The organism is Streptomyces sp. NBC_00659, from assembly GCF_036226925.1.
Lineage (GTDB): Bacteria > Actinomycetota > Actinomycetes > Streptomycetales > Streptomycetaceae > Streptomyces.
On the sequence record NZ_CP109031.1, the window covers coordinates 7203647 to 7218296 of the forward strand.

Annotated in this window: 16 protein-coding genes; 3 read left to right on the forward strand and 13 right to left on the reverse strand. The window is 70.0% G+C overall.

What is annotated here, in order from left to right:
* Positions 1-71: 71 nt before the first annotated feature.
* Positions 72-2345: an MMPL family transporter gene (locus tag OG410_RS31440; RefSeq protein WP_329302180.1), complete on the reverse strand. Its 2274-nt coding sequence runs from the start codon at positions 2343-2345 to the stop codon at positions 72-74.
* 299 nt (positions 2346-2644) lie between these two features.
* Between OG410_RS31440 and OG410_RS31445 the strand changes: the two genes are divergently transcribed.
* The 3 genes from OG410_RS31445 to OG410_RS31455 all read left to right on the forward strand — a co-directional run bounded on the left by OG410_RS31445 (position 2645) and on the right by OG410_RS31455 (position 4270).
* The gene (locus OG410_RS31445; RefSeq protein ID WP_329302181.1) at positions 2645-3193 is read left to right on the forward strand and encodes a DUF1697 domain-containing protein; all 549 of its coding nucleotides are present in this window, start codon (positions 2645-2647) and stop codon (positions 3191-3193) included.
* Entirely contained in the window at positions 3186-3578 is a 393-nt protein-coding gene (locus tag OG410_RS31450; RefSeq protein ID WP_329302182.1) for a nuclear transport factor 2 family protein, read from the forward strand. Before OG410_RS31445 ends, OG410_RS31450 begins: the two co-directional genes overlap by 8 nt.
* Before the next feature lie 74 nt (positions 3579-3652).
* Positions 3653-4270: a mycothiol-dependent nitroreductase Rv2466c family protein gene (locus tag OG410_RS31455; protein ID WP_329302183.1), complete on the forward strand. Its 618-nt coding sequence runs from the start codon at positions 3653-3655 to the stop codon at positions 4268-4270.
* 65 nt (positions 4271-4335) lie between these two features.
* On the opposite strand, the gene OG410_RS31460 is transcribed toward OG410_RS31455, so the two are convergent.
* The 12 genes from OG410_RS31460 to OG410_RS31515 all read right to left on the reverse strand — a co-directional run bounded on the left by OG410_RS31460 (position 4336) and on the right by OG410_RS31515 (position 14573).
* Entirely contained in the window at positions 4336-5082 is a 747-nt protein-coding gene (locus OG410_RS31460; protein WP_329302184.1) for a sirohydrochlorin chelatase, read from the reverse strand.
* Positions 5083-5089: 7 nt separating this feature from the next.
* The gene (locus tag OG410_RS31465) at positions 5090-5992 is read right to left on the reverse strand and encodes an ABC transporter permease (RefSeq protein ID WP_329302185.1); all 903 of its coding nucleotides are present in this window, start codon (positions 5990-5992) and stop codon (positions 5090-5092) included.
* Positions 5979-6767, reverse strand: coding sequence for an ABC transporter ATP-binding protein (locus OG410_RS31470; RefSeq protein WP_329302186.1), 789 nt, complete (start codon positions 6765-6767; stop codon positions 5979-5981). Before OG410_RS31470 ends, OG410_RS31465 begins: the two co-directional genes overlap by 14 nt.
* 36 nt (positions 6768-6803) lie before the next feature.
* On the reverse strand, positions 6804-7925 hold the full coding sequence (locus OG410_RS31475; protein ID WP_329302187.1) for an aliphatic sulfonate ABC transporter substrate-binding protein: 1122 nt from the start codon (positions 7923-7925) through the stop codon (positions 6804-6806).
* A 226-nt stretch (positions 7926-8151) separates the two neighbouring features.
* Entirely contained in the window at positions 8152-9507 is a 1356-nt protein-coding gene (locus OG410_RS31480) for a sulfate adenylyltransferase subunit 1 (protein ID WP_329302188.1), read from the reverse strand.
* Positions 9508-9509: 2 nt separating this feature from the next.
* The gene (gene cysD / locus OG410_RS31485) at positions 9510-10448 is read right to left on the reverse strand and encodes a sulfate adenylyltransferase subunit CysD (protein WP_328446894.1); all 939 of its coding nucleotides are present in this window, start codon (positions 10446-10448) and stop codon (positions 9510-9512) included.
* Positions 10445-11044 (reverse strand): adenylyl-sulfate kinase, encoded by a 600-nt coding sequence (gene cysC, locus OG410_RS31490; protein WP_329302189.1) that lies wholly within the window; start codon positions 11042-11044, stop codon positions 10445-10447. The genes cysD and cysC overlap by 4 nt, the downstream gene beginning before the upstream one ends.
* Positions 11041-11751 carry a phosphoadenylyl-sulfate reductase gene (locus OG410_RS31495; RefSeq protein WP_329302190.1) on the reverse strand — a complete coding sequence of 237 codons (711 nt, stop codon included), beginning with the start codon at positions 11749-11751 and terminating at the stop codon, positions 11041-11043. Before OG410_RS31495 ends, cysC begins: the two co-directional genes overlap by 4 nt.
* Positions 11748-11927, reverse strand: coding sequence for a hypothetical protein (locus OG410_RS31500; RefSeq protein WP_261704338.1), 180 nt, complete (start codon positions 11925-11927; stop codon positions 11748-11750). Before OG410_RS31500 ends, OG410_RS31495 begins: the two co-directional genes overlap by 4 nt.
* The gene (locus tag OG410_RS31505; protein WP_329302191.1) at positions 11924-13618 is read right to left on the reverse strand and encodes a nitrite/sulfite reductase; all 1695 of its coding nucleotides are present in this window, start codon (positions 13616-13618) and stop codon (positions 11924-11926) included. Before OG410_RS31505 ends, OG410_RS31500 begins: the two co-directional genes overlap by 4 nt.
* A gap of 135 nt (positions 13619-13753) precedes the next feature.
* Positions 13754-13837, reverse strand: coding sequence for a putative leader peptide (locus OG410_RS31510; RefSeq protein WP_309486338.1), 84 nt, complete (start codon positions 13835-13837; stop codon positions 13754-13756).
* A 163-nt stretch (positions 13838-14000) separates the two neighbouring features.
* Complete coding sequence (locus tag OG410_RS31515; RefSeq protein ID WP_329302192.1) at positions 14001-14573, reverse strand: GNAT family N-acetyltransferase; 573 nt, start codon at positions 14571-14573, stop codon at positions 14001-14003.
* Positions 14574-14650 lie beyond the last annotated feature (77 nt).

A 14650-nucleotide genomic window follows, 5' to 3' on the forward strand; every position in this document is an offset into this window, starting at 1 on the left:
GCCGGCCCCTCCGGGAGGAGGAGACCGACAGGCCCTTGGTACGCGGTTCTCCCGGCCGGCCGGGACAGGTCCTAGACCCCGGCCCGCTCGCCCTGGAGCACCGGCGGCGCGACCGCCTCGGGGGCCTCGTCGTGGGTGAGGTCGGGCATCCGGTTCAGCCACTTCGGCAGGTACCAGTTGCGCTCGCCGAGCAGCGCCATCACCGCGGGGAGCAGGACACCCCGGATGATCGTCGCGTCGATGAGCACCGCGGCCGCCAGGCCCACACCCATCTGCTTCATGGACTGCATGGACAGCGTTCCGAAGATCGCGAAGACGGCGACCATGATGACGGCGGCACTGGTGACGACACCGGCCGTGGTGACCACCCCGTGCCGGATCGCGTCCTTGGTGCTGCGGCCGCGTAGCCGGGCCTCACGGATCCGGGAGACCACGAACACGTGGTAGTCCATCGAGAGCCCGAAGAGGATCACGAAGAGGAACAGCGGCAGCCAGGCGACGATCGCGCCCACGCCCTCCGCGCCCACCAGGGAGGCACCCCAGCCGTGCTGGAAGACGGCGACCAGGATGCCGTAGGCGGCCGCCACCGAGAGGAGGTTGAGCACGATCGAGGTGATCGCGATCGTCAGCGAGCGGAACGAGAGCAGCATCAGGACGAAGGCGAACACGACCACGAAGGCGAACACCGGGGTCACCGAGCCGATGAGCTGGTCGTTGAAGTCGTGCGATCCCGCCACCTGACCGGTGATGGGCGCCTCCAGCCCGTCGACCTTGCCGAGTGTCTGCGGGCGCACCGTGTCACGCAGCAGCTCCAGGCTCTTCTCCGCCTTGTCCTGGTCGGAGCCGCCGACCAGCGGGACGTAGACGAAGGCGACGTTGTGCTCCGCGTGCACCTTGATGTCGACCGGACCGCGCGAGGCACCCGAACTGACCGCCGCCGCACGGAAGTCGGCGAGCGCCGCCTTCACGTCGGCCGCGTTGATGTCCCGCGCCTTGACGACCACCTCGGCCGGCTCGGAGCCGCCGGGGAAGGCCTCGTTGACCCGGTTGTAGGTGCCGACGATCGCCAGCGAGTTGCCGAACTCCTTGTCCAGGGTGAGCTGTTGGGTCTTCATGCCGAGCGCCGGAGCGGCGACGGCGAGCAGCGCGCCCGTCGCGACGACCAGGGAGATCGCGGGCCTGGCGAGCACGACGCGCAGGACGGCGCTCCAGAACCGGCTGCCCTCTTCGGCCGGACGGCGGTTGCTGCGGCCGCCGTTCGCGCCGCGCCGCTCGGCCCGGCGCAGGAAGGGAAGGCGGCCCTTCTCGACGCGGTCGCCGAGCAGGGAGAGCAGAGCGGGCAGCACGGTGACCGAGCCGACCATGGCGACGGCGACGACCATCAGGGAGGCCAGGCCCATCGCCTCGAACTCGGCGAGCCCGGTGAACAGCATGCCCGCCATCGCCACGCACACGGTGACTCCGGAGACGATGATGGCGCGGCCACTGGTCGCGGCGGCGATCCGCAGGGCCGTACCGGCGTCACGTCCGGCCTCGCGCTCCTCGCGCTCACGCCGCAGATAGAACAGGCAGTAGTCGACGCCGACGGCCAGACCCACCAGCAGCATCACGGAGTTGGCCGTGTCGCTCATCGGCATCAGATGGCTGACGATGCCCATCAGACCCATCGTCGCCATGATCGCGGTGACCGCGAGCGCCACCGGCAGCAGTGCCGCCACCAGCGCGCCGAACGCGATCAGCAGGATGCCCAGCGCCACGGGGACGGCGGAGAGTTCGGCCTTCTGGAAGTCGTCGCCGAACGCGTCGTCGTACTGCTTCATCATGCTCGCGCCGCCGATCTCCTCGATCCGCAGCCCGGCGTGGTCCTTCTGCACGCCCTTGACGGCGTTCAGTACGGGCTCGACGCGATCGCCCGCCGTCTCCGAGTCGCCGCGCATGTCGAACTGGACGAGCGCGCTGCGCCCGTCCTTCGAGATCGTCTTGGTGTCGTACGGCGATGTCACGTCGGTGACCTTGCCGGTGGCGCCGACCGCCTCGACGACCGCGGCGACCGCGCTCCTGAACTCGGCGTCCGTGGCCTTCGTGCCCGCGTCCTTCGCCTGGATCAGGACCGTCTCACTGGCCGGCTCCTTGATGCCGGCGTCCTCGATGATCTTGGCCGCGGTGTGCGTCTCGCCCTTGAGCTGGTCGCTCTCCTTGACGTCGACGCGGCCCGCCGCGGAGCCGAGGCCCATCGCCAGGACGACGAACAGCACCCAGATTCCGACGGCCGCCCATCGGTGGCGGGCGCTCCAGCCGCCTGCTCGCGCGGCGATGCCGCGCACCCGTGTGTCTGCGTTCCCCATGACGGGCCTGCCCCCTTGCGCACGGTGACAGCCCCCTGCCGTCACCTTTCGTATTGACGGTAGGGGCCCGAAAGAGGTGTCTCCTCGTACTGTCCGGTGAACCGCCGGACCCCCCGCTCCTCCCCGCGGACCCCAGGCTCTCCGCACTGGGGAGGACGGAAGCCCCTTACACCTAACGGCACTTCTCGGGGGTGCCGCTCAGGGATCGGCCCTGTTGCCGGAAGCCCGGCGGGCGGCCCCATGGGTACGGCCGTCGTGCCCACCCTCGGGGGCGCGGGCACCCGGCCTATGGTGTTCGGATGACGACGACGTACGCGGCGCTGTTGCGCGGCATCAACGTGGGCGGCGCGAAAAAGGTGCCGATGGCCGAGCTGCGCACCCTGATGGAAGGACTCGGGTACGGCGACGTCCGCACCTATCTCCAGAGCGGAAACGCGGTGTTCAGCAGCGACGGCGGGGACGAGGAGTCCCTCGCCGAGGAGCTCTCGGGCGCCATCGAGAAGCACTTCGGCTTCGGCGTCGGCGTACTCGTCCGCGATCACGCGTACCTGCGGGCCGTCAGGGAGGCCTGCCCGTTCCCGGCCGCCGAGCTGGAGGGCAGGCAACTGCACGTCACCTACTTCTCGGGGCCCGTCGACACCGAGCGCTTCGTCTCCGTCGAGCCCGCGGCCTTCCTCCCCGAGGAGTTCCGCCTCGGCGACCGCGTCCTCTACCTCTACGCACCCGACGGCCTCGGCCGCTCCAAGCTCGCCGAGGCCCTGGCGAAGCCCAGACTGCTCAAGGGCGTCCTCGTCACCACCCGGAACTGGAACACGGTCGTCAAACTGGAGGAGCTGACCGGTGCTTGAGCACAATGCCGCCGTCGAGGCCGCCATCGAGAGCGAACTGCGCCTGCTCGACCCGACGGTCCGCCGCTCGGCCGACCTCGTCGCCGCGCTGCTGCACCCCGGCTTCCACGAGTTCGGCGCGTCCGGCCGTATCTGGGACCGCGCCTCGACCGTCGCGTCGCTGGCCGCCGGGATGGAGGACGGCGGCCGCATCACGACCTCGCGCATGAAAGGGGTGCAGCTCGCCCCCGACCTGGTCCACCTGACCTTCGACACCGACAACAACGGCCGCCGCGCGCACCGGAGTTCGCTGTGGCGGTTGTCCGGGAACGAATGGCTCCTCTACTTCCACCAGGGCACTCCGTACGATCCCGCCGAGGATGACGTGTCCGCCGAGGAGGCGTAGGCGAGAATTGGCCCAAGATTTCCGTGCGGGATTGGGCCAGGATTCTGCGCCACCGCGTGACTAGCCTCGACGGTATGACGACCACATCGCCCACGCGGGTCGACTTCTGGTTCGACCCCGCCTGCCCCTTCGCCTGGATCACCTCGCGCTGGATCCTGGAGGTCGAGCGGAGCCGTCCGCTCGACCTCCGGTTCCACGCCATGAGCCTCTATCTGCACAACATCGGCAACGAACTCCCCGACTGGTACCGGGATCTGGTGGACAGGTCCATCGGTCCGGTACGGGTCGCGGTCGCCGCGGCCGAGGCGCACGGCGAGAAGGTGCTGCGCGATCTCTACACTGCCCTCGGCACTCGCATCCACCAGCAGGGCAACAAGGACTTCGACGCGGTGACCGCCGAGGCGCTCGCCGAGCTCGGACTCCCGGCCGCCCTCGCCGACGCGGCCCACGACCCCGCGTACGACGAGGCGGTGCGCCGCAGCCATGACGCCGGAACCGAGGCGGACACCGGCGCCTATGTGGGAACCCCCACCCTCCACGTCGACGGCACGGTGTGGTTCGGCCCTGTGCTCCGGGCCGTCCCGCGCGGTGAGAAGGCCGCCGAGCTCTTCGACAGCTTCCGTGTCCTCGCCGCCCACCCCGACTTCTTCGAGCTCAAGCGGACCCGGACGGGCGGCCTCTCCTTCGACTGACCCCGGCGGAACACCGGGCCGCCCGCGAATCCGGGAGGCTCCCGGGCCGCGTCCGAACCCGGGAGTCAGGCTCCCAGCGCCGCCAGCGACGGCATCCGCGCCTCGTCGTACCGGTCCAGCAGGGTCCGCGCGACCTCCGGCGCGGGACCGAGGACGTCGGCGAGTATGTCCGCCCCGGCGGCGCCCCGGGCGATGCGGTCGGGCAGGAAGCCGGGGGCCAGGACGTACGGCGCGACGGCGACGCGTTCGCAGCCGAGGGCGCGCAGCTCACGGACGGCGTCCTCGGTGCGGGGAAGGGATGCGGAGGCGAACGCGGGCCGCACGGCGCACCAACCGGTGTGCCGCCACTCCCGCGCGATTTCTGCGATCACCGCGATCGCCTCCGGGTCGGTGGACCCCGCCGAGGCCAGTACGACCCCGGTCGAGGACTTGTCGGCGGGCGTCAGCCCGGCCTCGTACAGCCGGCGTTCGAGCGCGGCCGTCAGCAGCGGGGACGGGCCGAGCACCTCCGCCTGCCGGATCCGCAGCCGCGACGGTGCCTGGCGCAGCACCGCCGGGATGTCCGACTTGGCGTGGAAGGCGCGGGTCAGCAGCAGCGGTAGGGCCACCACGTCGCGCACGCCCTCGGCCGCCAGGGAGTTCAGCACCCCCTGCACGGAAGGGATGTTGAAGTCCAGGAAACCGGTCTCCACGCGCAGGCCGGGGCGCTGGGCGCGCACCCTTCGTACCAGGGCATGCACCGTCGCAGCGTGCCGCGGATCGCGGCTGCCGTGGGCGATGACGACGAGGACGGGACGCTCCGGCCTGCTCATGACGGGGTCAGCCCTTCACCAGGAGTCCGCGGCTGCGCAGCACCCACCGCTCCACCGGGCTGAAGACGATCAGGTCGATGGCGATGCCGACGAACAGGATGAGGAAGATGGCGAGGAAGACCATCGGCATGGAACTGGCGTTGCGGCCGTTCTCCAGCAACTGGCCGAGGCCCACGCCGAGGTCGGGGGAGGAGGCGATGATCTCCGCGGCCATCAGGGAGCGCCAGGAGAACGCCCAGCCCTGCTTCAGACCGGCCAGATAGCCGGGCAGCGCGGCCGGCATCACGATGTGCCAGGTCCCGCGCAGGCCCGTCGCGCCCATCGTGCGGCCCGCCCGCAGGAACAGCGGCGGCACCTGGTCCACGCCCGACACCAGCCCGTTGGCGATCGACGGGACGGCGCCGAGCAGGATCACCGCGTACATCATCGAGTTGTTCAGACCCAGCCAGATCACCGCCGGCGGCACCCAGGCCACCGAGGGCAGGGACTGCAGGCCCGACAGGATCGGGCCGATGGCGGCGCGCACGAACTTCACCCGGGCCACCAGCAGGCCCAGCGGGGTCCCGATCACCAGGGCGAACAGGAAGCCGAGCAGACCGCGCGAGACGCTGGTCCAGATGTAGTCGAGCAGCGTGCCCTGGAGCCAGGCGTTCTTGACCTCGCTCCACACGTCGGACGGCGAGGGCAGCTTGGTCGGGTCGTCGACGATCTCGAAGGTGATCAGCGCCTGCCAGGCCGCCACGACGATCACGAACGCGACCAGCGGCGGGAGCACCTTCTCCCGGAACGTCGTGCCGAAGGAGCTGCGGCCGGCCACGGAGGACTCCAGAGCGTCGAGGCCCGCCTCCAGACCGCCCAGCCCGTCGTTGTCCTTGACGGCCGCGTCCGACTTCGTCTCAGTGCTGGCCATGACGGCGGATCTCCCCACGCAGTTCTTCGGTGATCTCGATGGACAGTTCCGCCACGGGGGCGTCCTCGATGCGGCGCGGCTGCGGGATGTCCACCCTCCACTCGCGGGCGATGCGCCCCGGGCGGGAGGACAGCAGGACCACGCGCTGGGCGAGCCGCACGGCCTCACGGACGTTGTGCGTGACGAAGAGGACGGACAGTCCCGTCTCCCGCCAGATCCGCGTCAGCTCGTCGTGCAGGACGTCCCGGGTGATCGCGTCCAGCGCCGCGAACGGCTCGTCCATCAGCAGGATCTGGCTGTCCTGCGCGAGCGCCCGGGCGAGCGCCACGCGCTGGCGCATACCGCCGGACAGCTCGTGCACCCGCTTGCCGTACGCGCCCTTGAGCCGGACGAGTTCGAGCAGCTCCTCGGCGCGCCCGCGCCGCTCGGCCTTCGCAACTCCCCGCAGTTTCAGGGCGAGTTCGATGTTCTTGCCCGCGGTCAGCCACGGGAAGAGGGCGTGCTCCTGGAACATCAGAGCCGGGCGCCCGTTGGTCGTGATGGTGCCGGTGGAGGGCTTGTCCAGCCCCGCCACCAGGTTCAGCAGTGTGGACTTGCCGCACCCCGAGGCCCCCAGAAGGGTGACGAACTCGCCCGGCGCGACATCGAGGGTGATGTCGTCGAGGACGAGCTGGGGTCCCGCGGGTCCGGCGAAGGACTTCGAGACGTGCTCGATGCGGGCGGCGTACTCCGTCGTGTCGGCGCCGTCGGCGGCCTTGGCGAGTGTCGTTGCCATGGTCGTCACCTCCTGGGAACTCATCGGGATACGGACTTACTTGACGCCGAGACCGGCGTCGTCGACCGTGCTCTCGCCGGCGGCGGCGAGGACCTTGTTCAGGAGCGCCAGGTCGTAGATGCCGGTCAGGTTCGGCTTGTCCAGGAGACCGGCCTTCACCGCGTGGTCCGCCTCGCTGTTCAGCGTGGAGGCCAGCGGGTCGTCGGTGATCTGGATGGACTTCCAGGCCGGGTCGAGGACGGCGGCCGGCAGCGCCTTGCCGGAGTCGGCCTCGAGCTGCTTGTTCGCCGAAGCCTTCGCCTCGTCCGGGTTGGCGTTGATCCACTTGTTGGTCTCGACCGAGCCCTTGAGGACCGCCTCGACGACCTTCGGGTGCTCCTCGAGGAACTTCTGCGACACGATGATGTTCGTGATCACGAACTTCTTGTCGGGCCACAGGTCCGACTCGTCGAGCAGTACCTTGCCGCCCTCGGCGACCAGCTTGGACGCGGTCGGCTCCGGCACCCAGGCGCCGTCGATGGAGCCGGACTTGTAGGCGTCCGGGGTGATCTTGTTGTCGGTGCGGACGACCGACACATCACCCTTGCCGCTCTGGGCGTCGACCTTCCAGCCCTGCTCCGCGGCCCAGTTGAGGAACGCGACGTCCTGCGTGTTGCCGAGCTGCGGCGTCGCGATCTTCTTGCCCTTGACGTCCTTCAGGGACGTGATCTTCTTGGGGTTCACCACGAGCTTGACGCCGCCCGAGGCCGAACCGCCGATGATCCGCAGGCTCTTGCCCTCGGACTTGGTGAATCCGTTGATGGACGGCGAAGGACCGATCCAGCCGATGTCGATGGAGCCCGAGTTGAGCGCCTCGATCTCCGAGGGCCCGGCGTTGAAGATCTGGTACTTCGCGGCCGTGGCGCCGAGCTCCTTCTGGAAGAAGCCCTTCTGGTTGCCGACCAGCGCGGTGGCGTGCGTCAGGTTGCCGAAGTAGCCGATCTTCACGGAGTCGAGTCCGTCGATCTTCTTCGAGCCGACGGCGACCTTGGCCGCGGAGTTGTCGTCCTTGGCCTCGGAGCCGTAGCTGCACGCGGCGAGCGCGAGCAGGGGGAGAGCGGTGACGATGGCTATGCCGCGGCCCAGCAGCTTGGTGCGCGTGGAGCGGATGGCAGGCACGGGAGGGTTTCCTCTCGTCGGCCCGGCGGTCACGCCTTTCTCAGGTCGTGGCCGGGAGGTCGGCAGGTCTTCGTTTGCGCAGGCGGTGGGGGGTGAGGGCGCGCAGGCAGTGCGCGTACGTCATCGCGCACATCGCGCCACCCCGCCCTGCCCGCTGCCGAGGACGCCGCTGCCGACGCGGCCGCCCTCCTTCGCGAACGTGGAGTAGATGTCGACGGGGTTCATGTCAGAAGTCCCAGCCGTCGTCGTCGGACTCGTCCTTGACCGGCTGCGGCGCCGCGAACGACTCGCCGACCATGCCCGCGGTCAGCGTGGTGCCGTCGGCGGGGTCGATGAGGATGAACGCGCCGGTACGGCGGGAGTCGGCGTAGGAGTCGAGCGGGAGCGGCTCGGCGGTGCGGATCTTGACGCGGCCGATGTCGTTGGCGATCAGCCGGCCCGGGTGCGGGTGCAGCGAGAGGTCGTCCAGGGTCAGCCGGGACGGGATGTCCTTGACGATCGCCTTGACCGTGCGGGTGCCGTGCTTGAGCAGGACCCGGTGGCCGACGGTGAGCGGTTCGTCGGCGACGTGGCAGACGGTCGCCTCGACGTCCTGGGTGGTCGGCGGCGCGTCCTTGCTCGGCACGAGCAGATCACCGCGCGAGACGTCGATGTTGTCCTCCAGCAGGAGGGTCACCGACTGCGGGGTCCAGGCGATGTCGACCGGCTTGCCCAGCAGGTCGATCCCGGCGACCTTCGTGGTGCGGCCCGACGGCAGCACGGTGACGCTCTCGCCGACGCGGAACGAGCCGGCCGCGATCTGGCCGGCGTAGCCGCGGTAGTCGGGGTGCTCGGCGGTCTGCGGGCGGATCACGTACTGCACGGGCAGCCGGGCGTGGCAGTGTGCCAGGTCGTGGCTGACCGGGACGGTCTCCAGGTGTTCCAGGACGGTGGGGCCGCCGTACCAGTCCATGTTGGCGGAAGCGTCCACCACGTTGTCACCGGCGAGCGCGGAGATCGGGATCGCGGTGATCTCGGGGACGCCCAGCTCGGAGGCGTAGGCGGTGAACTCCTCGGCGATCGCCGCGAACACCGACTCCTTGTACTCGACGAGGTCCATCTTGTTGACGGCCAGGACCACGTGCGGGACGCGCAGCAGCGCGGCGACGGCGGCGTGGCGGCGGGTCTGCTCGATGACGCCGTTGCGGGCGTCGACGAGCACGACGGCCAGGTCGGCGGTGGAGGCGCCGGTGACCATGTTGCGCGTGTACTGCACGTGCCCGGGGGTGTCGGCGAGGATGAACCGGCGCCGGGCGGTGGCGAAGTAGCGGTAGGCGACGTCGATGGTGATGCCCTGCTCGCGTTCGGCGCGCAGGCCGTCGGTGAGCAGGGCCAGGTCGGGGGTGTCCTGGCCGCGGTTGCGCGAGGCGTGCTCGACGGCCTCCAGCTGGTCCGTGAGGATCGACTTGGAGTCGTGCAGCAGGCGTCCGACCAGGGTGGACTTGCCGTCGTCGACGGAGCCCGCGGTCGCGAAACGCAGCAGGGTGGTCGCCGTCAGCTGTTCGACCGACAAGGGCTCGGCGGGTTCGGTGGTGCTGGTCATGTCTAGAAGTACCCCTCGCGCTTGCGGTCTTCCATCGCGGCCTCGGACATCTTGTCGTCGGCGCGGGTCGCGCCCCGCTCGGTGAGCCGGGACGCGGCGATCTCGGTGATCACCTGCTCCAGCGTGGTCGCGTCGGAGTCGACGGCGCCGGTGCAGGACATGTCACCCACCGTCCGGTAGCGCACGAGCCGCTTCTCCACGGTCTCGCCGTCCTTCGGACCGCCCCACTCGCCCGCGGTCAGCCACATGTTCGACCGCTGGAAGACCTCGCGCTCGTGCGCGAAGTAGATGTCGGGCAGCTCGATGCCCTCACGGGCGATGTACTGCCACACGTCCAGCTCGGTCCAGTTGGACAGCGGGAACACGCGGACGTGCTCGCCGGGCGCGTGACGGCCGTTGTAGAGGTTCCACAGCTCGGGGCGCTGGCGGCGCGGGTCCCACTGCGAGAACTCGTCGCGCAGCGAGAACACCCGCTCCTTGGCGCGGGCCTTCTCCTCGTCCCGGCGTCCGCCGCCGAACACGGCGTCGAAACGCTCGGACTGGATCTTCTCGGTCAGCGGCAGCGTCTGCAGCGGATTACGCGTCCCGTCGGGACGCTCGCGCAGCACGCCACGGTCGATGTAGTCCTGCACCGAGGCGACGTGCAGGCGCAGCCCGTGCCGCTCCACCGTCCGGTCGCGGTACTCGAGGACCTCGGGGAAGTTGTGCCCGGTGTCCACGTGCAGCAGCGTGAAGGGCACCGCCGCCGGGGCGAACGCCTTCAGCGCCAGATGCAGCATCACGATCGAGTCCTTGCCACCGGAGAACAGGATCACCGGCCGCTCGAACTCACCCGCCACCTCACGGAAGATGTGGACGGCCTCCGACTCCAGCGCGTCCAGGTGCGACAGCGCGTACGGGCTGCTCTCGGTCTCCTCGGAGACACTGGCGACGGTCGTCATGCGAGACCCTTCTCGGTGAGCAGCGCGTGCAGCGCGGCGGCGGACTCCTGCACGGTCTGGGTGTGCGACTCGATGCGCAGGTCGGGCGCCTCGGGCGCCTCGTACGGGTCGTCGACCCCGGTCAGCCCCGTGAGCTCGCCCGCGGCCTGCTTGGCGTACAGACCCTTCACATCCCGTACGGAGCACACCTCGACCGGGGTCGCCACGTGCACCTCCAGGTACGTCGTCCCGTTCTCCTGGTGGCGCCCGCGCACCGCCTCGCGGCTGTCCGCGTACGGAGCGATGACCGGGACGAGCGCCTTCACACCGTTGCGGGCCAGCAGTTCGGCCAGGAAGCCGATCCGCTGCACGTTCGTGTGCCGGTCCTCGCGGCCGAAGCCGAGGCCCGCCGAGATGAACTCGCGGATCTCGTCGCCGTCGAGGACCTCGACGCGGTGGCCCTCCTCGCGGAGCCGGCCCGCCAGTTCGTAGGCGATGGTGGTCTTGCCGGCACTCGGCAGACCCGTGAGCCAGACAGTGGCTCCGCTCGTCACTTGCTGCTCCTGGGAAATCGTGGGGGCCGCGCCGGGCGCGGTGTCCGTCGTGGTCGTCGTCATCCGTGCAGCCCGCACTCGGTCTTCGCACGGCCCGCCCACCGGCCGGCGCGCGCGTCCTCGCCCTCCAGCACCCGGCGGGTGCACGGCGCGCAGCCGACGGAGGCGTAACCGTCCATCAGCAGCGGGTTGGTGAGGACCCCGTGCTCGGCGACGTACGCGTCCACGTCCGCCTGCGTCCAGCGGGCGATGGGCGAGACCTTGACCTTCCGCCGCTTCTCGTCCCAGCCGACGACCGGGGTGTTCGCCCGGGTCTCCGACTCGTCGCGGCGCAGCCCGGTCGCCCAGGCGTCGTAGGCGGTCAGGCCCTCTTCGAGCGGCTTGACCTTGCGCAGGGCGCAGCACAGGTCCGGGTCGCGGTCGTGCAGCTTCGGCCCGTGCTCGGCGTCCTGCTCGGCCACGCTCCGACGCGGGGTCAGGGTGATGACGTTGACGTCCATCACGGCCTCGACCGCGTCACGCGTGCCGATCGTCTCCGGGAAGTGATAGCCGGTGTCGAGGAACACCACGTCCACACCGGGCCGGGCGCGGGAGGCGAGATGGGCGACGACCGCGTCCTCCATGGAGGAGGTCACGCAGAACTTCCCGCCGAAGGTGTCCACCGCCCACCGGAGGATCTCCAGCGCGGAGGCGTCCTCCAGGTCGCGCCCCGCCCGCTCGGCCAGGCTCTTCAAGTCCTCGCCCGTGCGCTCTTGCTGAATGGCCGTCATATCTCCGCCCCTCCACGCTCTTCCCGCTGGACGCCCCGGGACAGCAGTCCCAGGAACTTCAGCTGGAAGGCTCGGTTGCACGCCGCGCATTCCCACGCGCCGTGGCCCTCTTCGCTGGGTCGCAGGTCTTCGTCTCCGCAGTAGGGGCAGTAGAACGGAGCGGCACGCTCGCTCACGACAGGGCCTCCTCGGAGGCACGCGCGGCCCAGGCGGCGAAGCGCTCGTCGTCCTCGCGCTCCGCCTGGAAACGCTTCAGGACACGCTCGATGTAGTCGGGCAGCTCGTCCGAAGTGACCTTCAGGCCGCGGACCTTGCGGCCGAATCCGGCCTCCAGGCCGAGCGCACCGCCCAGGTGCACCTGGTAACCCTCGACCTGCTCACCGTTCTCGGCGAGGACCAGCTGGCCCTTGAGACCGATGTCCGCGACCTGGATACGGGCGCAGGCGTTGGGGCAGCCGTTGATGTTGATGGTGATGGGCTCGTCGAACTCGGGGATGCGGCGCTCGAGTTCGTCGATCAGGGAGGCACCGCGCGCCTTGGTCTCGACGATCGCGAGCTTGCAGTACTCGATGCCGGTGCAGGCCATCGTGCCGCGCCGGAAGGTGGAGGGGCGGGCGGTCAGGTCGAGAGCCTCCAGGCCCTCGACGAGCGAGTCGATCTGCGCCTCCTCCACGTCGAGCACGATCATCTTCTGCTCGACGGTGGTGCGCAGCCGGCCCGAGCCGTGCGCCTCGGCCAGCTCGGCGATCTTCGTCAGGGTGGCGCCGTCGACGCGGCCGACGCGCGGGGCGAAGCCGACGTAGTACCGGCCGTCCTGCTGCCGGTGCACTCCGACGTGGTCGCGCCAGCGGGCGACGGGCTGGTCGGGGGCGGGGCCGTCGACCAGCTTGCGCTTCAGGTACTCGTCCTCCAGGACCTGGCGGAACTTCTCCACGCCCCAGTCGGCGACCAGGAACTTCAGACGGGCGCGGTTGCGCAGCCGCCGGTATCCGTAGTCACGGAAGATCGACAGGACGCCGATGTGGACGTCCGCCACCTCGTCGAGCGGCACCCAGGCGCCCAGGCGCTGACCGATCTTCGGGTTGGTGGAGAGACCGCCGCCGACCCAGAGGTCGAAGCCGGGGCCGTGCTCCGGGTGGTTCACGCCGACGAAGGCGACGTCGTTGATCTCGTGCGCCACGTCGAGCAGCGGCGAGCCGGAGATCGCGGTCTTGAACTTGCGGGGCAGGTTGGAGAAGTCCTTGTTGCCGATGACCCGGCGGTGGATCTCCTCGATGGCAGGGGTGCCGTCGATGATCTCGTCCTCGGCGATGCCGGCGACGGGCGAGCCGAGGATGACGCGGGGTGTGTCACCGCAGGCCTCGGTCGTGGACAGGCCGACGGCCTCCAGGCGGTTCCAGATCTCCGGAACGTCCTCGATGCGGATCCAGTGGTACTGGACGTTCTGACGGTCGGTGAGATCGGCGGTGCCGCGGGCGAACTCCTGCGAGATCTCGCCGATGACACGGAGCTGCTCGGTGGTCAGCCGGCCACCGTCGATCCGTACCCGCAGCATGAAGAACTTGTCGTCCAGCTCCTCCGGCTCCAGGATCGCGGTCTTGCCGCCGTCGATTCCGGGCTTGCGCTGGGTGTACAGACCCCACCAACGCATCCGGCCGCGCAGGTCGTTGGGGTCGATCGAGTCGAATCCCCGCTTCGAGTAGACCGTCTCAATGCGTGTCCGCACGTTGAGACCGTCGTCGTCCTTCTTGAACTGCTCGTTGCCGTTGAGCGGGGTGAAGTGACCTACGGCCCACTGGCCCTCGCCGCGGTGACGACTCACCTTGCGGCGGGGCGCGACGACGGGATCCTGAGGGGTGGCGGCCATGGCTGTTACGTCCTTCGAGACTGCGGGGCAGGTCTGACTGCGGCTCTGACCTGCGCATACGGGTGCATACGGAAGAATGGGCGCAGCACTGCGCAAGGGTCGCAAAAAAGAGGGGGATCGGCGCTGCTGGGCTGATCAGCTCGCCGGACAGATGGCGCTGGACATGCGGCCGAGGTCGACGTGCCGCCGACTCACCAAGGCAATTCCAGTTCCAGACATGACGGAAGCGTGTCACGGGGATCTCGGGGCAGTCCACCGTCATCCATTATGTGGACATCCTTGTCCCGAATCTTGGGATGCGGGTGTTGTCGATCACATGACCGGCCCTCCCGCGGTGCCGCGAGGAGGGCCGGGAGCCGTGGTCACCACGGTACAAAGCGGGTCAGACGGTGTGCGCGCCCGGCCAGGGCCCCGGTGTGGCGGCCTCTTCCTCCTGCTCGACCTTGGTGTCGAAGAGCCGGAAGCCGCGGCGCTGGTAGTTGTCCATCGCGTGCTCGCCGTCCTTGCTGCACGTGTGCAGCCAGACGCGCTTCGTACCGGCCCGCCCCGGCCGGCGTTCGGCCAGGTCCCAGGCGCGTGCGGTCCCGAACGAGAGGAGGTGGCCCCCGATCCGGCGGCCGCGGAACGCGGGGAGGAGTCCGAAGTAGGCGATCTCCACGACGCCGTCGTCCTGGGCGTCGAGTTCGACGTAGCCCGCGGGGGTCCCCCGGTCGTAGGCGACCCAGGTCTCCGTGCCCGGCCGGTCGAGGACCTCCTGCCACTGCGCGTACGTCCACCCGAGCCGGTCCGTCCAGAGGATGTCCCCGCCGACCGAGGCGTACAGGAAGCGGCTGAACTCGGGCGAGGGGACCTCGGCGCGGACGATCCGCAGGTCGCCGTCGGGCGCGCTCGCGGGGAGCAGGTCGGCCGGGGCCGTCTGCTCCAGGGACCAGGTGGTCACATTGATGCTGCTCATGACCGCCAGGGAATCACGCGACCGGGCGCCTCTCCAAAGCCGTCCAGGGACCGGCGTCCAGGGACCGGCGTCCATCG